The following is a 17,950-nucleotide window of genomic DNA, read 5'->3' as shown; positions in this document are numbered from 1 at the left end:
TTTTGACATATTTGTTGCGAGGTTAAACTATACAGCAATTAACCAAATGTCCAAGTCGAATGCCCTAATACCTAAACTAAAAAAGCCCCGCAGTAGTACTGCAGGGCTTTAAGTTATCAAAGATCAACTTATGATTGTTGCTCTTCTTCCGGTTTGTTTTCGCCGGCAGTTTTGTTTTTATCAAGTATCTTAATCGCGTCGGCTTCTTTGTCGTAATCTACTTCCATGGTATCACCTTCTGTAAGTTCACCTTTCAGGATTTCTTCGGCAATTGGGTCTTCCAGATATTTCTGAATAGCGCGTTTAAGTGGACGTGCACCGAATTGAGAATCATAGCCTTTTTCTGCAATAAACTCCTTGGCAGCAAGTGTTAGCTCTATCTTGTAGCCTAGTGTATTCACACGGCCAAACAGCGATGCCAGCTCGATGTCAATGATCTTGAAGATCTCATCCTTACCAAGCGAGTTGAACACTATAACGTCGTCTATACGGTTCAGGAACTCCGGTGCGAAAGCACGTTTTAAAGCGTTCTCTATTACACCACGAGAGTGAGATTCTGCTTGGGTTGTCTTAGCACTGGTAGAGAAACCTACACCCTGACCAAAATCCTTCAACTGGCGTGCACCAATGTTTGATGTCATGATGATGATGGTGTTCCTAAAGTCTACTTTACGTCCTAATGAGTCAGTCAGCTGACCTTCATCAAGCACTTGTAACAGAATGTTGAATACATCCGGGTGTGCTTTCTCAATCTCATCAAGCAAAACTACAGCGTATGGCTTCCGGCGTACTTTCTCAGTAAGTTGTCCGCCTTCTTCATATCCTACGTAACCCGGAGGCGCACCCACCAAGCGTGACACAGCGAATTTTTCCATGTACTCGCTCATGTCTATCTGTATCAAAGCATCCTCGGTGTCGAACATAAAGCGGGCAAGTTCTTTAGCAAGCTCTGTTTTACCAACACCAGTAGGACCTAAGAAGATGAATGAACCAATTGGCTTCTTAGGATCTTTCAATCCGGCACGTGTGCGCTGGATGGCGCGGGTCAGCTTTTTAATGGCATCATCCTGGCCTATGATCTTGTTAGCTATAGTTTCATTCATGTTCAGCAGCTTAAGGCTGTCGGCCTGACCCACGCGCTGTACTGGTATACCGGTCATCATGGCAACAACTTCTGCCACGTTGTCTTCAGATACGGTGTAGCGCTTAGATTTGGTTTCGGCTTCCCAAGCAGATTTAGCTTGCTCAAGTTCTTCTAAAAGATGCTTTTCAGTATCGCGCAGCTTTGCAGCCTCTTCATATTTCTGACTACGAACAACTTTGTTCTTTTCAATCTTGATCTGCTCTATCTTTTGCTCAATATCCAAAATGTTCTGCGGAACATGGATATTGGTCAGGTGCACTCGAGAACCTGATTCGTCCAGCGCATCAATAGCCTTATCAGGCAGGAACCTGTCGGTAATGTAACGGGTGGTCAAGGTAACGCAGGCGTTTATCGCTTCAGGAGTGTAGGTAACGCCGTGGTGTTCTTCGTACTTCTCTTTAATGCGATTCAATATCTCGATGGTTTCGTCCGGTGAGGCAGGTTCAACCATTACCTTTTGAAAACGACGGTCTAAAGCGCCATCTTTCTCAATATACTGGCGATACTCGTCAAGCGTGGTAGCGCCGATGCATTGTATCTCTCCACGTGCCAAAGCCGGTTTAAACATGTTAGATGCATCTAACGAACCTGAGGCGCCACCAGCACCAACAATAGTATGTATCTCGTCTATGAAGAGGATAACATCCGGAGATTTCTCTAACTCGTTCATTACTGCTTTCATGCGTTCTTCAAACTGGCCGCGGTACTTTGTACCAGCTACCAGCGAAGCAAGATCCAGGGTAACAACACGTTTGTTAAACAATACGCGGGATACTTTACGCTGAACTATCCTAAGGGCTAAGCCTTCAGCGATGGCACTTTTACCAACACCTGGCTCACCTATAAGTATAGGGTTGTTCTTTTTACGGCGTGAAAGTATCTGCGATACACGCTCTATCTCTTTCTCGCGGCCTACAATTGGATCAAGCTTTCCTTCTTCCGCTGCTTTTGTAAGGTCGCGTCCAAAGTTATCCAATACTGGCGTTTTAGACTTGATGTCAGATACCTTTTTCGGTTGTGTAAAGCCATCGTCCTCTTTAAAGTCGTCATCGCCGCCTGTTGATGAACCTGGCATTTCGTCGGTAACATCATTTTTGTGTGATTCTACTTCGCTTTTAAAAACTTCGTAGTTCACGTTAAATTGCATAAGTATCTGTGAAGCAATGTTATCTTCATCGCGCAGGATAGAAAGCAACAGGTGCTCGGTACCTATCACATCGCTCTTAAATATCTTGGCCTCCAGGTAAGTGATTTTTAATACTTTTTCTGCTTGTTTGGTTAGCGGGATACTGCCTATATGTACGTTAGTGCCAACTGTTCCTTTTACGGCATCTTCTACAGCACGGCGTAATTTGGCGGTATCAACGGTAAGCCCTTTTAATAATTTGATTGCTACGCCGTCCCCATCACGAATGAGGCCGAGCAAAAGGTGCTCAGTTCCAATATAATCATGGCCGAGGCGCAACGCCTCTTCCCTGCTGTACTGTATCACATCTTTAACCCGAGGCGAAAATTTAGCTTCCATATATACCTTTCTGATTATGATCGTCCTAATCTAAAATTTTGTTTCCATTAGTCAGGCGATTGCTTTTAGATTTATCAACAATATTGCCAACTTTTTACATTCATCGCAAACAGACAATATAATGATACACCGGCTGTAAATATGAAATAAAAATCGGCAGTTGTTTGTTTTGTTACTCCGTAAACCGCCTGATAGTTAATATAATTACGGTAAATCTATTATTTAGATATAGATTACTGTAAATTGTTTAAGCCCATTATGCAAATTATATTTAGCAGGGCATATAGTCATGTTCTTGTATGACAATACGGCACATTCGTTTTGGGGCCGTAAAGTGGTTTGGGTTTATTACAAACCAAAACATTTGCATTGTAAAATACAATACCTCCAGTGAATTTTAGATGAAAATAATCGCAGGTGCAAAAATCCATTCTATATTTGTGTCCCACTAAATAAACCGCGTTAAAAGCATGGCTGACGAAAAGATAATTTTTTCAATGGCAGGGGTAAGTAAAGTTTATCCGCCACAAAAAACTGTACTCAAGAATATATACCTGTCGTTCTTTTACGGAGCAAAAATCGGCGTTATAGGTCTTAATGGTTCCGGTAAGTCATCGCTTCTTAAGATAATTGCAGGGATTGATAAAACCAATATAGGCGAAGTAGTTTTCTCGCCCGGGTACACGGTTGGTTACCTGAGCCAGGAGCCGGAGCTTGATCCTGAAAAAACCGTAAAGGAAGTAGTTGAGGAAGGTGTTGCTACCACCATGGCCCTCCTAAAGGAATACGAGGACATAAATGAGAAGTTTGGCCTGGAAGAGTACTACAGCGATGCCGACAAAATGGACAAGCTGATGAGCCGCCAGGGCGAATTACAGGATCAGATTGATGCTATTGGTGCATGGGAGATAGATACCAAGCTGGAGCGTGCTATGGATGCACTGCGCTGCCCTGAGCCCGAAACTAAAATTGCTGTGCTTTCCGGTGGTGAACGCCGTCGTGTGGCACTATGCCGTTTACTGTTGCAGGAGCCTGATGTATTGCTTCTGGACGAGCCCACCAACCACCTTGACGCGGAATCTATTGATTGGCTGGAGCAGCACCTTAAACAATACAAAGGAACTGTTATAGCTGTAACGCACGACCGTTACTTTCTTGATAATGTTGCAGGATGGATACTTGAACTTGATAGGGGAGAAGGTATTCCGTGGAAAGGTAACTACTCGTCATGGCTTGATCAGAAAGCTAAGCGCTTAGCCCAGGAAGAGAAAAGTGAAAGCAAACGCCAGAAAACGCTGGAGCGTGAGCTTGAATGGGTGAGGATGGGTCCGAAAGGGCGCCATGCTAAGTCAAAAGCCCGTTTGTCAAACTATGACAAGTTAGCATCCGAGGAAACAAAGGAGAAAGAAGAAAAGCTGGAACTGTTTATTCCGCCGGGCCCGCGTTTGGGTAATGTGGTGATAGAGGCCAACGGCGTTACCAAAGCATACGGTGACAAAGTTTTGTTTGATAACCTTACCTTTTCGCTGCCGCCTGCCGGTATAGTAGGCATCATAGGCCCGAACGGTGCAGGTAAAACAACATTGTTCAGGTTAATTACGGGGCAGGATCAGCCAGATGCGGGTACCTTCAGAGTGGGAGAGACCGTTGCGCTGGGTTATGTAGACCAAATGCACGACGACCTTGATCCTGCTAAATCTGTTTGGGAAAACGTTACCGGCGGGCTGGACAACGTAATGGTAGGAAATAGACCGCTTAACTCAAGGGCATATGTATCTAAGTTTAACTTTAATGGCGCCGATCAGCAGAAAAAAGTAGGTGTACTATCAGGTGGTGAACGCAACCGTGTGCACTTGGCTATCACCCTTAAAAAAGGATCTAACGTACTGCTGCTGGATGAGCCTACCAATGACATCGACGTAAATACACTCCGTTCCCTTGAAGAGGCGCTGGAGAACTTTGGCGGTTGTGCGGTAATCATCAGTCACGACCGCTGGTTCCTTGATCGTATATGCACGCATATACTGGCATTTGAAGGGAACTCGCAGGTTTACTTTTTTGAAGGAAACTACAGCGAATACGAAGAGAATCGCAAGAAGCGCCTCGGTGATGTTGCGCCGAAAAGAATCCGCTATAAAAAGCTTGGATAGTAAGAGTATCATTAAAAAAGGCGGCCGAACAAATGTTCGGGCCGCCTTTTTTATGCAGGAAGTGGCTGTTACTTCAGATTGTTTTTAAATGCTTTTGCTTACCGGTGATGGGTAATTCTTTTTATAAGTTTTATAGCCTATCCACAAGCCCACGCCGGCAAGTATCAGCACCCACAAATACGCTAACCCTAAAATAAGCTCAACAAATATCGTCCATCCGTTTGCAAGGGCCATCAACAGGCGTTTAAAAAAAGGCAGCTGGTATGCCGAAGGGTCATCATTAGCAATCATTTCTTTCAATATAGTATTGCTCTGGAAAAACGCCAGACTAACATTGCTGTATCGCACATTCTGATCAATCTGCTGGTTTTCAATTTGTCCGTCTGTCATGTCATCCTTCAGCCAGAGCACTTTCTGCGGATCCTTTATCGTTACCTTACCGCTTTTTTGCTGTGCTACCAGTTCTTTACGGCTTTGTAACTTCAGCTTGGTTGATAAGTAATCTAAAGATTTATCCTCAATGTCCATTTGCCGCCGGGTAACATACAGGCCCATGTGGCTTATCTTGGTCATGAACTCCTGCAGCCTGGCAGATGGTACCTTAACGGTCATATCTGCACTTGTGCTAAAAGCAGATACCCGCATCAATGAGTCGCCGCTGACATGTATATCCTCGCTGTTGTTTACACTGGATGTCATCTGGTGATGCATAACCATACCACCAATACGTGCCGTTAACGCAGAGATGGTATCGCCGGTTTGTTGTACATTCTTAACCTTAAAGCTTATATCAGCTGTCTTCACCAGTTTGGCTATAGCAGCGCTGTCCGCAGCTGCCGTGTCCGCCGTGGCACTGTCAAAGGCACGTTTGTCAGTATTCGCCATTTCATAGTCACCGTGTTTGCCTTGGCAGGCTGCAAGTAAAGCAATGCTTCCCAGCAGAATAAGGGTTCTTGTCTTCATGATCGTAATTGGTTTTTAATTGATACCGCGCACGAAAGAAGGTAACCATGTACTGGACTGATAACGGGAATGTTACAGGTGGCTGAAAGCGAAATTTCCACTGCCCTGGGTGGTAAATTGGAGGTTCCTATTTGTTAATGACGATACCAACAAGTGCGAAATGTATAATCTCGGCTTTTAACTATTACCTGTTATAAAATTTAGCAGCATTTCCATCACATCTTCTCCATTATTCGCATAAGCCTTATCAAGCTGATTAAGTGGCTCAAACAAATCTTCATCGGTAATTAGATTCTTGTACCTTTTTTTCAATATTTTCTCTTGAAAAACTACCGGAGCATCGTTAGCAGCGTTAACCAGTTGGTAAGCTCGCTTAACGATCTTTGCGGTGTCTGTCGCACCTATCATAATTAACGCGTTTATGGCTTCCTGAGCAAATGCACCATAACGGTTTGTGAAGTATTGGTGGAACCCGCCATTGAAAACCTGATTGTCAAGATTGACAATAAAATAGATTGCTTGTCTCCAGGTGGGTAACGCAAGCAAGTATTCGCTTAGCTGTTCCTGTTTAAAAACCCACTCAGGCTTTATACCCGAGATGATATCTTCATACTGTTCTTCAATAAAGCTGGCATCGCTCATATTCAAAAACTATGAAACGCCTTAGAAGGACATGTCTTTTTTATCTGAATAGCTTTTTCCAATGCGCTATTTGCTTCATTGGTGTTGTCACTATTACCGCTGGTAGGTAGCAAATTGCTTATTTTGTTGATGACAACACCAATTAAGTACGTAACAGCGCGCGAAGAGCGATTATCGCTATCCAAATTGCCATAATGCTTATTCAGGACAGTTATCCTTACGGCGGGTATCAACAATATAAATAATCTTCCAGCCTGTGGCGGTTTTCATTAGTTGGAAGAAGTTAACTCCGCAATGGCTGAACTTGTCGCCGAGGTAGAACTTGTATGGCGTCCATATGCTTGCAAGCGCGCCATCTATCTTGATGTCGCCCCAGGTAATGCGTTCGTCGTATACCTCCTTGTGCGGCGTACCTACCTGCTTTACAAACTCATCTGCTTTCTCGGTAAGGAGCGCTGTGGTACCATCCTTTTTATTTACCACGCTTTGCAGCACCATATCTTTATGGAAAGTTGTGCGTAATACAGTACTATCTCCTTTGCGCATGCCATCAAACATGGTAGTTATGGTTTTCTTTACATCGTCTTTATCGGTTTGGCAAAAGGCTGTTGCAGAAAATGCAAATAAGGAGACTACAAGTAAAAAGGTTTTCATGATTGGTTAGTTTAGTACAAGTTAGCTAAAAGTTTACTAAACAAAAAGCCCCGCAATTTGCGAGGCTTTCTATTTTAAAACGTCTTACGACATCTTCAATTTCTTCTGTATATCGGCTACGTAGCCTTTAAATTTTTTGTCGGTATCTATCAGGTCTTCTACAGTTTGGCAAGCGTATATTACGGTAGAGTGGTCGCGTCCGCCAAAAAAGTGCCCTATCGATTTCAATGAACTTTTGGTGTGTGCCTTGGCGAGGTACATTGATATTTGCCTTGCCTGCACAATCTCACGCTTACGTGTTTGAGACTTGACCATATCAATTGGTACCTCAAAATATTCGCAAACCAGGCTTTGGATGTATTCCATTGATATCTCCTTGGCAGAATTTTTTACAAAATTCTTTAGCATTTGCTTGGCCAGGTTCAGGTCTATTTCTTTACGATTGAGTGTGCTTTGTGCCAGCAGGCTCACCATGGCACCTTCCAGTTCGCGTACGTTGTTATCAATGTTGTGGGCAACATATTCTACCACATCATTTGATAGTTCAATACCGTCCTGATAGATCTTGTTTTTCAAGATAGCCATGCGGGTTTCCAAATCAGGAACCTGCAGGTCGGCAGATAAACCCCATTTGAAACGTGACAATAAACGCTCTTCTAAACCTGCCAAATCTTTAGGGGCTTTATCTGATGTGATGATCAGCTGTTTGCCGCTTTGGTGCAGGTGGTTAAATATGTGGAAGAAGAAGTCCTGTGTTTTTTCCTTACCTGCAAAGTTGTGCACATCGTCCATGATCAGCACATCTATCGCCTGATAAAAATTAACAAAGTCGTTAATGTTGTTGTGTTTTAAAGCGTCAACAAACTGCTGGGTAAACTTTTCGCAGCTTACGTATAAAACAAGCTTGTCAGGTAAGGTGCGTTTTATCTCATTGCCAATTGCCTGTGCCAGGTGTGTTTTACCTAAACCTACACCGCCATAGATCATGAGCGGGTTAAAAGACGTGCCGCCCGGTTTTGCTGCAACAGCATAGCCCGCAGAACGCGCTAAACGGTTGCAATCGCCCTCTACAAAACTTTCAAACGTGTAGTTGCGGTTAAGTTGAGGGTCAACGTTAAGCTTTTTAAGGCCTGGTATAACAAATGGGTTTTTTATATCCTTATTGATAGCAATAGGGATAGGCATGCTTTGGTGTTTAGATTCGGCACCGTTACCGTTCGACGGCATATTGGTGGTATAAGGCTGCTTGGTAGACTGCTCTACAACTATATTATACTCCAGCCGTCCTTCGTCGCCCAGTTGTTTTTTTATAGTCTTGCGCAACAGGCCAACATAGTGCTCTTCCAGCCATTCGTAAAAAAATAAACTTGGAACCTGTATGGTAAGTACGCTGCCTTCCATCCTCAACGCTTTAATCGGCTCAAACCAGGTTTTGAAACTCTGGGCCGGTATGTTGTCTTTGATGATTTGCAAGCAACTATTCCAAACGGTAGTACAAGTTTTTTCCATATAAATATCAGTAATTATTTGATTTTCAGTATCCCGCTAAGCTGGTTTTCTCGCCGTTTCGGAACATCGAATATTCAAAAAAAAAGCGGTTCAAAAAATTAAATGTTAGTTTTTTTGTTAATTATTTTTTTGCCAAACGGCACTTATTTTAAGGTTAAATTCATATTAAATTATATCTTTCGCATGCGTTTTTTCATTATCTGCTCACATTCAACGGAAAGGCGTTTTTAAAAGTTTAAACAACAAAATCCCGCAAATTTGCCTTTATTTAAAAGGTAAATTCGTTTTAAAAATTAGATAAAATAATAACTTGTAATTAATGCTCTCCAAATATTTCCCGGAGCACATCCGCGATTTCACCGAGTGTTGCATAGCGCTCTACCGCGGTTAAAATGTAAGGCATCAGATTGGCCGTGCCGCCGGCTGCAATTCTCAATTCCTGCAGTGCAAGTGTTACCTCTGCGTTGTTTCGTTCTTCTTTTAAACGCTGTTTTTGCTCTATTTGTTTCTGCCGGATGGCATCATCAACCCGGAAAACGGTATCTCCCACAGGTTCAGGCTCATTAAATTTATTTACCCCCACCAGTGTTTTTTCGCCGCTTTCTATGTCATTTTGATACTGGTATGCCGATGCTGCTATCTGCTGCTGCATGTAGTCCTGCTCAATCGCTTTTACCGATCCCCCCATAGCGTCTATCTTATCTATATACACCTGGGCGGCTTTTTCAATTTCGTTGGTAAGCTCTTCTATGAAGAACGAGCCGGCCAGCGGGTCTACAGTATCGGTAGCGCCGCTTTCAAAAGCGATGATCTGCTGGGTACGCAAAGCTATTTTGGCTGCGGCCTCTGTTGGGAGGGAAAGAGCTTCGTCATAACCGTTGGTATGTAAGGATTGTGTGCCGCCAAGCACCGCTGCCAGGGCCTGCATGCTTACCCTTACAATATTATTCATGGGCTGCTGCGCAGTAAGGGTAGAGCCCCCTGTTTGTGTATGGAAACGAAGCTTTTGTGCAGACGGGTCGGTAGCGCCAAGTTTCTTAGTGATATTGGCCCACATACGCCTTGCCGCCCGAAATTTTGCAATCTCTTCAAAAAAGTTGTTGTGGCAGTTAAAAAAGAAGGAGAGCCTTTTCGCAAATACATTAATGTCTAACCCTTTGCTTTGTGCTGCTTTTAAGTAAGCCTTGCCATTAGCAAGTGTAAAGGCAAGTTCTTGTACGGCGGTGGACCCTGCCTCACGTATGTGGTATCCTGAGATGGAAATGGTGTTCCATTTAGGAACTTCTTTACTGCAGTACTCAAATATATCGGTGATGAGCCGCATGGATGGGCCGGGAGGGTAGATGTAGGTTCCCCTTGCTGCGTATTCTTTTAAGATGTCGTTTTGAATGGTGCCTGATAGTTGCTTAAGATCAGCACCTTGTTTTTTCGCCAGGGCAATATACATTGCCAGCAGTATAGAGGCTGTAGCGTTGATGGTCATGGACGTAGTAATATTCTTCAGCTCTATGCCGTTGAACAAAATCTCCATATCCTTTAACGAGTCTATGGCAACGCCCACTTTGCCCACTTCGCCTTCGGCTAGTTCATGATCGCTGTCATAACCTATTTGGGTGGGCAGGTCAAAGGCAACTGAAAGACCCATGGTCCCCTGACCTAGCAGGTAATGGTAGCGTTTGTTGCTTTCTTCGGCTGTTGAAAAACCAGCATACTGGCGCATGGTCCAGGGCTTACCACGATACATGTCTTTTTGTATCCCACGGGTGTAAGGAAACTCACCGGGAAGCTCTTCCATACCGGATGGCTGAGTATAAACCTCCTTAATTTCAATGCCGGAAGAAGTGGTGAATTTTTTACTCATCGCTATGCTTAATTAAGTGTGGTTTTTAAAGATTTCTGCTCGTGAAAACGGCTGTAAACCGGTTTATTTATGCTTGTTTAAGCTATTGCTGAAGGTAGATCAAAAAAGGTCTTCCAGGTCCTGGCGCAGCAAGTTGGTGGCAATGTCATAAGGGTTATCTTCAACTTTGCCTAAATGATTTAATAGCATCCGACCAAGATCTAGTCCTGTGGCACTCTCCGGTAAGCCCTGAACCGCGTTGTTGATCAGGGAAACGGTATCATCCTTTACCTTGCGGATGACGCTCCAGGCACGGGTGCTCACATATATTTGCTGGGTAGTATTGTGCTGCAGTTCCGTGCGGATCTCGTTAAGGATAACCACTTGTAATTCTGCAGCAGACAGGTTGTTGCCGTTTAACCTTATAAGCATATTAGCAGGGTTTATCCTGTCTACAAACAACACCAGGCGCTCATAGGCTTGTAATTTAAGTGGCAGTGTTTGGGTACTTACGGCTTTTTTTATCTCCAATATCTGCAAATTTTGAGATTTATCCAGATATGGTTTAAGCATATAAAAAGCAACGTAAACCACGCCAATGCCAGCAACGGAATATTTAAGAATGTCGATTAGTAAACTATAAAGCATCATTTTAGGTAATGTTAGGCAGAGGTCATAATATCCAGGCCGAAACAAAAATCCGCATTTTAGCTTATATTTGTGTGTTTAAATATAAAATAAGATGAGCGCTGTTGTTGAAACCCTTACCGCACCTGTTACGTTTACACCGGGTGCCGTTAAAGAACTTTTTAAGCTTAAAGATCAGCAGGAGATTTCGGACGAGTTTGGCCTGCGTGTTGGTGTTGAAGGTGGTGGCTGTTCGGGCATGAACTATGTTCTTGGCTTCGATCAAAAGAAGGATGGCGATCAGGAATTCATTATTGATGGTATTAAAGTGTACATGCATAAAGCGCATGGCCTTTACCTTGCCGGTATGCAGATAGACTTTCAGGATGGATTGAATGCCCGTGGATTTACCTTTAACAATCCTAATGCAGCAAGCACCTGCGGTTGTGGATCTTCGTTTTCGGTATAAGTTTAAGACTCATAAAATATTAAGGCCCGCTTTTGGCGGGCCTTTTTTATTGAGTTCTAATTTTTTTATAGCTGTAAAACAATACTTAGTTCAATACCGAAACGGCTTCGTCTACTGAAATAGCACCATGTGATTGGTCAAGTACACACTCGCCATCTTTTATTAACAGCAATTGAGGAGATTCGTGATGTACTTGGAAATCTGTCGCAATTTTATTCGATAGTTCACGATGTTTAATCAAGTCAAGAAAATAGAGGGGCATATCATCAGGCAGGTTTTCCCAGTCGAGTTCAAATCGCCTCTTGGCCATCATGCTGATAGAACAGCGTGTACTATGTTTAAATATTAAACTATAGCCTTGATTTTGTTTAATATTATCTATCTGCGCCGCAGTATCTAACGATATCCATTCCATAAAGCAAAATTACGAGTATAAACTTTGTTAATAGTTAATACAATGTAAAACTGCGTAGGTTTTAATTAAAGCTATAAACAACACACCGTTCCTACCTTCCCCTATTAGGGTAGGAGCCATAAGCCGGACAAAGTTTGTTAGAGCATGAAGATATGCTGCAACCTAAAGCCAATGCTACAACAGCAATGTAAAGTGCTTTTTTCATTTTTATTTTTGTAAACACAATAATACGTTTTTACTCCTTTAATTTTGCAGCCAACTTGGCCATTTTAATCGCTGTTACAGCAGCCTCGTCTCCTTTGTTGCCATGTTTGCCGCCTGCCCTGTCAATTGCCTGTTGCTGATCGTTAGTGGTTAACACACCAAATATAACAGGTTTAGCATATTTTACACCAACAGTATACAGACCATTTGCAACCGCGTCACATATAAAATCGAAGTGACGGGTTTCGCCCTGTATCACACAACCTAAACATATAATAGCATCAAACTTACCCGTTTGCAGCAAAAGGTCGGCACTTGCAACAAGTTCGTAACTACCCGGAACAGGGTAGCTATGTATATTCTCCTCTTTTGCGCCATATTTAACTAAAGTGTCAAATGCACCTTTGTATAAAGCGCCGGTAACTTCAGCATTCCATTCTGCTACGGCAATACCAAATGTAAAATCTTCTGCAGAAGGGATATCTGACGCAGTTGAAAAATCAGAGAGGTTTTTTAATGATGATGCCATACGTTGATCGTTATTAATTAATCGCTTAAAGGTTTTAAATAAAAAAAGGTTGAAAATGTTACCGCAAACTACGCGGGCCATTTTCAACCTTTTTACTTTTACTTGTAGTACTTATGATTTTGCCTCAGCACGTGCAATATACTCATCAATGTTTTGGGCTTCAGCACTTGCCGGGTAATCTGTCTTTATTTTCTTATAGCTTTCAGCAGCTGCCTTATTGTCGTTTTTAGCTTCGTAAACAAGGCCTAATTTTTTCAGGTAAACGGGAGATAAGAACTGGTTATTAGCTTTATCAATCGCTTTTTTAAAGTAGGTCTCTGCTTTGTCGTAATCTTTAAGTTCTACGTAAGCGTCCGCTGCGCCACCGTAAGCTTCTGCCGCCACCATAACATCATCTCCACGATAGCTGTTGAAGTTATCAATAGCCTTACGGAACTCGCCTTTATTGAGGTAAGCAACGCCAAGGTAAAAATAAGCCAGGTTAGCAGTTTTGGTATTACTGTAATCAGCAATAATTTTCTCAAAGCCAGGATAGCTATCAGCACCCTTAATAGCCTTGTCCCAGTCTTTCTTGGCCCAGTATTCCTGTGCTACATGCATCTGATTAGCTGCAGTAACTTCACGAGGAGCCAGGTAAAGCCTTAAGTAAGCAATGTATATTACAACTAAAACAATAATAGCTCCAGCTATAAATAGTAAGCTTTTTTGATTCTCCTGAATAAAACTACCTTTCTTCTCCACCACATTGGTTGGGGCTGTAGTTTTTGTATTCACCTCGGTTGCTGACATCTTTGTATTTAAAAATTAAGTTTGCAAAAATACGGTTTAAAAAGGTTTTAGCAAATAATAATTTTGTATAGTTAAGTGGTTGATAGCGTTAGGAATGAATGCTTTGGGCGAATTCATGCATGTGCTGATAACTGTAAATTGCGGATTAGCAAGCCAGGGCAAAATACGTTTTAATGTTGATGGTATTTTAGCGACAGAGGCGTTAGTAAGGGTTAATGCGAAACCGCTATCTTTGTCATCTTATTTTCTATTGATATGGCCAAACGATGGGTATTGAAAGATGCCGGTAGTACTGAAGTGATAGAGCATTTAGCGACTGAGCTTAACATAAGTCCGGTATTAGCTAACCTGCTTGCTCATAGGGCTATTAGCAGTTTCGAAGAAGCCCGTTTTTTTTTCAGGCCAAGCGAGCTGCACCTGTATGATCCATTTCTGATGCAGGATATGGAAAAAGCTATCGATCGTATTGACCTTGCAATAGCCCGCAACGAGAAGTTTTTAGTTTTTGGCGACTATGATGTGGACGGTACTACGGCCGTTTCGCTGGTATATAGCTTCTTTAAAAAACATCATGGCAACATAGAATACTACATTCCCGACCGCTATAAAGAGGGGTATGGGATATCAACGCAGGGGATTGATTATGCTGCAGAGCACGGCTTTACGCTGATTATCGCACTTGACTGTGGTATCAAGTCTGTTGATAAAATTGCTTACGCGAATACCCTTAATATCGATTTCATTATTTGTGACCATCACTTACCCGGCGACGAGTTACCGGATGCCGTAGCTATACTGGATCCTAAAAGAGCTGATTGCGATTATCCTTATAAAGAGCTTTCCGGTTGTGGCATCGGCTTTAAGCTTGCCCAAGCTTACACTCAGAAACATGATTTGCCTTTTGAGCAAGTTGCCGAGTATTACGACTTAGCCGCTATAAGCATTGCCTGCGACATTGTACACATCACAGGTGAAAACCGTGTGCTGGCACACCTTGGTTTGCAAAAGATTAACAACGACCCTTGCATTGGAATTAAAACGCTTATGGAGGTATCTGGCCGTGGTGGCCCTTACACCATTTCTGATGTTGTATTCTCATTAGGTCCCCGCATTAATGCTGCCGGGCGTATAGCTGATGCAAAAGATGCGGTGAAACTTCTGATCGCCTGCCATGAAGATAAAGCAAAGGAACAAGGGTTGTTGATAAACAGCCGAAATGCGGAGCGCAAAGGACACGATCAGCAGATTACTGATGAAGCCTTGGGTATGATTGATAGTGATGAAGCACTGATCAAGCGAAAATCTACCGTTGTTTTCAACGAGAACTGGCATAAGGGTGTTATCGGCATTGTAGCATCGCGGTTAACTGAGAAGTATTACCGGCCGACAGTGGTGCTTACCCGCTCTAATGGGCATGTGGCAGGTTCAGCACGCTCGGTATTAGGGTATGACCTCTACGAAGCACTTTGCGGCTGTAGTGACCTGCTGATACAGTTTGGTGGTCATCGTTATGCAGCTGGTTTAACTATGAAGCCCGAGAATGTCGACGCTTTTATGCACCGGTTTGAAGAAGTAGTAAGCACCAGCATTAGCGAAGAGCAACTAACACAGCAGATTGTTATCGATGCGGAGTTGAACCTCAGCGATATTGATTCGAAATTTTTCAGGATAATGGCGCAGTTTGCACCATTCGGCCCGGAGAATATGGCACCGGTGTTCCTAACCAAAAATGTGTATGTTAGCGGCAATGCAGGGTTGGTGGGTGGTAATCACATAAAAATGAATATAATACAGCCGTGGTCGGCGGCGTTTAGCTGTATTGCTTTTAACCATGGCGAGTACCTGCCAATGCTAAAACCGAATGTACCTTTTGATGTGTGTTATACCATCGAAGAGAATGTTTGGCGCGAGCAGCGAAGCATCCAATTGAATATAAAAGGGATTAGATTTAGTTCCGTTTAAGTAAATGTGAGCTACTAAACCAAACAGTACCGGCGGCATATAATATAACAATACCACCAGTCTCACGTTACGGGAGATAAAGAGGGCTAGGGCTTTATGATATTACGGGCAGAACATCTGATTAAAAAGTATAAACAGCGCACTGTTGTAAGCGACGTAACGTTCAACGTTTCGCAGGGCGAAATCGTTGGGTTACTTGGCCCAAATGGGGCAGGTAAAACTACGTCGTTTTACATGATAGTAGGCCTTATTAAGCCTAATGAAGGTAAAATATACCTTGATGATGAGGATATAACCGGAGATCCAATGTACCGCCGAGCACAAAAAGGTATAGGTTACCTGGCACAGGAAGCTTCTGTGTTCAGAAAGCTCACGGTTGAAGATAACATCAAAGCGGTGCTGGAAATGGGTAAAATGCCTAAAGATAAGCAGCGGGATAAGCTGGAGGAACTGATAGATGAGTTCAGCCTGCATAAAGTACGCAAAAATCGTGGCGACTTACTATCCGGGGGTGAACGGCGTCGTACTGAAATAGCACGGGCGCTTGCTGCCGAACCAAACTTCATTCTGCTTGATGAGCCTTTTGCTGGTGTAGACCCTATTGCTGTAGAAGAGATACAAGCGATGGTTGCAAAACTCCGCCACCGCAATATCGGTATTTTAATAACCGACCACAATGTACAGGAGACTCTCTCAATAACGGACCGCGCCTATCTGCTATTTGAAGGGAAGATACTCGAGTCCGGCGTGCCGGAAGTACTCGCCGCTAATGATTTGGTACGTAAAGTATACCTGGGTGCAAATTTTGTTTTGAAGAGAAAAACTTTTGCTCAATAAGTTTCTTTAGTTTTAATCTGCCGGTGCATCTTCAAAGCTGCTGTGGCAGGTATTGGTAATTATGTATTTATCGCAACCAATTATCAAACACGTCAAAACGCACTGCTAAACATCCTGTATGACCATTTTAAACTCTGTTTTTACCTGGTTTATGAAAAAGCGTATCCATCAGATAGAGCTTTTTATGAAGTATCCAAACGAAGTACAGGAAGAGTGGTTTGAGCAATTAGTTGCTGGTGCTGAAAACACGGAATGGGGCAAAAAGCATCACTATAAAAGCATTGAAAATCTTATTGATTTTAAGGAGCGGGTACCAATACAAACGTACGATACGCTAAAGCCTTATATAGAACGAATGCTCAAGGGCGAGCAAAATGTGCTTTGGCCATCTGAGATACGATGGTTTGCGAAGTCGTCAGGCACTACCAGCGACAGGAGCAAATTCATACCGGTAAGTGAAGAATCTTTAGAGGAGTGCCATTTTAAAGGTGGCAAAGATATGCTTACTCTCTACTTTAATAACCGACCCGATGCACGTATTTTTACGGGTAAAAGCCTCACCCTCGGCGGCAGCCATCAGGTAAGCCAGCTGAGTGACGCTACCTTTTTTGGCGACCTTTCTGCAGTGATCATGAAGAACCTGCCCCTATGGGCTGAGTTTTATCGTACACCTCACCTGGATATAGCGCTTCTCGAGAACTTTGAGGAGAAAATAGAAAAAATGGCGTATGCCACCAAAGATGTAAACGTAACCAGCATCAGCGGGGTACCTACCTGGAATATCCTGCTCTTTAAACGTATATTAGAGATTACCGGTAAAAATAATTTGCTAGAGGTTTGGCCCAACCTTGAGCTTTATTTCCATGGTGCAGTAAATTTTACCCCATATCGGGAGCAGTTTAAAAAGCTGATACCTAACAACGAGATGTATTATCTGGAAACTTACAATGCATCTGAAGGTTTCTTTGGTATTCAGGACCTGGAGACACCCGGCGAAATGCTGCTGATGTTGGATTATGGTATCTTCTATGAATTTCTGCCTTTAGAAAACTTGTACGACGAACATCCCGATACGTTAACATTAGATGAGGTAGAACTTGGTAAAAACTATGCACTTATTATCAGTACCAACGCTGGCCTTTGGCGGTACATGATCGGCGATACCGTTAAATTTACCTCGTTAAGCCCGTACCGCATACAGATTACAGGCCGTACCAAGCATTTTATAAATGCATTTGGCGAAGAACTGATTGTAGATAATGCAGAACGGGCACTTGCAGAAGCTTGTTCTCAAACTGGCGCTATCGTACGCGATTATACTGCAGCACCGGTATATTTCAGTGATAATGAATGTGGCGCGCATGAGTGGCTGATAGAATTTGAAGAGCGGCCTCGAGAATTTGACAGGTTTGTTGATATTCTTGATGAGACTTTACGCCGCATAAATTCTGATTACGATGCAAAACGGTTTAAGGATATGGCATTACGGCGTCCGCTGGTGCGCAAAGTTGCCGAGGGTACATTCTTTTCTTGGATGAAAGAACGTGGTAAAATTGGAGGTCAGCATAAAGTACCCCGGCTGGCAAATAGCCGCGAGTACGTTGACGACATATTAAAGATGATGGCATTGGCCGGAGAAGTTTAAATTTCAGGTACCTACTGTAGCACAACTGCTTAATTACCCGTAATAG

General features: G+C 43.0%; 15 protein-coding genes. 5 read left to right on the top strand and 10 right to left on the bottom strand.

What is annotated here, in order from left to right; all coding sequences use genetic code 11:
- Nucleotides 1-128 precede the first annotated feature (128 nt).
- Entirely contained in the window at nt 129-2,669 is a 2,541-nt protein-coding gene (locus tag DYU05_RS17590; protein WP_117384463.1) for an ATP-dependent Clp protease ATP-binding subunit, read from the bottom strand.
- Nucleotides 2,670-3,139: 470 nt separating this feature from the next.
- Between DYU05_RS17590 and ettA the strand changes: the two genes are divergently transcribed.
- Nucleotides 3,140-4,819, top strand: a complete 1,680-nt coding sequence (gene ettA / locus DYU05_RS17585) for an energy-dependent translational throttle protein EttA (RefSeq protein WP_117384462.1) — start codon at nt 3,140-3,142, stop codon at nt 4,817-4,819.
- A gap of 84 nt (nt 4,820-4,903) precedes the next feature.
- On the opposite strand, the gene DYU05_RS17580 is transcribed toward ettA, so the two are convergent.
- From DYU05_RS17580 to DYU05_RS17555, 6 genes are all read right to left on the bottom strand, one after another.
- Nucleotides 4,904-5,782 (bottom strand): DUF4349 domain-containing protein, encoded by an 879-nt coding sequence (locus tag DYU05_RS17580; protein WP_117384461.1) that lies wholly within the window; start codon nt 5,780-5,782, stop codon nt 4,904-4,906.
- Nucleotides 5,783-5,959: 177 nt separating this feature from the next.
- Nucleotides 5,960-6,424, bottom strand: a complete 465-nt coding sequence (locus tag DYU05_RS17575; protein WP_117384460.1) for a DMP19 family protein — start codon at nt 6,422-6,424, stop codon at nt 5,960-5,962.
- Between the two features lie 198 nt (nt 6,425-6,622).
- The gene (locus tag DYU05_RS17570; RefSeq protein ID WP_117384459.1) at nt 6,623-7,078 is read right to left on the bottom strand and encodes a nuclear transport factor 2 family protein; all 456 of its coding nucleotides are present in this window, start codon (nt 7,076-7,078) and stop codon (nt 6,623-6,625) included.
- 84 nt (nt 7,079-7,162) lie between these two features.
- A complete protein-coding gene (gene dnaA / locus DYU05_RS17565; RefSeq protein ID WP_117384458.1) occupies nt 7,163-8,587 on the bottom strand; it encodes a chromosomal replication initiator protein DnaA in 1,425 nt (474 codons plus the stop codon).
- Between the two features lie 316 nt (nt 8,588-8,903).
- Complete coding sequence (locus DYU05_RS17560; RefSeq protein WP_117384457.1) at nt 8,904-10,448, bottom strand: acyl-CoA mutase large subunit family protein; 1,545 nt, start codon at nt 10,446-10,448, stop codon at nt 8,904-8,906.
- A gap of 99 nt (nt 10,449-10,547) precedes the next feature.
- The gene (locus DYU05_RS17555; RefSeq protein ID WP_117384456.1) at nt 10,548-11,078 is read right to left on the bottom strand and encodes a DUF7935 family protein; all 531 of its coding nucleotides are present in this window, start codon (nt 11,076-11,078) and stop codon (nt 10,548-10,550) included.
- A gap of 91 nt (nt 11,079-11,169) precedes the next feature.
- Between DYU05_RS17555 and DYU05_RS17550 the strand changes: the two genes are divergently transcribed.
- On the top strand, nt 11,170-11,523 hold the full coding sequence (locus DYU05_RS17550) for a HesB/IscA family protein (protein ID WP_117384455.1): 354 nt from the start codon (nt 11,170-11,172) through the stop codon (nt 11,521-11,523).
- A gap of 85 nt (nt 11,524-11,608) precedes the next feature.
- Here the strand turns inward: DYU05_RS17550 and ytxJ are convergent, their stop codons facing one another.
- From ytxJ to DYU05_RS17535, 3 genes are all read right to left on the bottom strand, one after another.
- Nucleotides 11,609-11,938, bottom strand: coding sequence for a bacillithiol system redox-active protein YtxJ (gene ytxJ, locus DYU05_RS17545; RefSeq protein WP_117384454.1), 330 nt, complete (start codon nt 11,936-11,938; stop codon nt 11,609-11,611).
- Between the two features lie 235 nt (nt 11,939-12,173).
- The gene (gene ribH / locus DYU05_RS17540; RefSeq protein ID WP_117384683.1) at nt 12,174-12,671 is read right to left on the bottom strand and encodes a 6,7-dimethyl-8-ribityllumazine synthase; all 498 of its coding nucleotides are present in this window, start codon (nt 12,669-12,671) and stop codon (nt 12,174-12,176) included.
- 111 nt (nt 12,672-12,782) lie between these two features.
- A complete protein-coding gene (locus DYU05_RS17535; RefSeq protein WP_117384453.1) occupies nt 12,783-13,460 on the bottom strand; it encodes a tetratricopeptide repeat protein in 678 nt (225 codons plus the stop codon).
- A gap of 255 nt (nt 13,461-13,715) precedes the next feature.
- Between DYU05_RS17535 and recJ the strand changes: the two genes are divergently transcribed.
- The 3 genes from recJ (at nt 13,716) to DYU05_RS17515 (ending at nt 17,904) form a co-directional block, all read left to right on the top strand.
- Nucleotides 13,716-15,422 (top strand): single-stranded-DNA-specific exonuclease RecJ, encoded by a 1,707-nt coding sequence (recJ, locus tag DYU05_RS17525; protein ID WP_117384451.1) that lies wholly within the window; start codon nt 13,716-13,718, stop codon nt 15,420-15,422.
- 96 nt (nt 15,423-15,518) lie between these two features.
- Nucleotides 15,519-16,259: an LPS export ABC transporter ATP-binding protein gene (gene lptB, locus DYU05_RS17520; RefSeq protein WP_117384450.1), complete on the top strand. Its 741-nt coding sequence runs from the start codon at nt 15,519-15,521 to the stop codon at nt 16,257-16,259.
- A 118-nt stretch (nt 16,260-16,377) separates the two neighbouring features.
- Nucleotides 16,378-17,904, top strand: coding sequence for a GH3 auxin-responsive promoter family protein (locus DYU05_RS17515; RefSeq protein ID WP_117384449.1), 1,527 nt, complete (start codon nt 16,378-16,380; stop codon nt 17,902-17,904).
- The last annotated feature ends 46 nt before the right edge of the window (nt 17,905-17,950 follow it).

Source organism: Mucilaginibacter terrenus (assembly GCF_003432065.1).
GTDB lineage: Bacteria > Bacteroidota > Bacteroidia > Sphingobacteriales > Sphingobacteriaceae > Mucilaginibacter > Mucilaginibacter terrenus.
The sequence above is the reverse complement of the archived record's forward strand: the minus strand, read 5'-3'. Positions and strand labels throughout refer to the sequence as shown.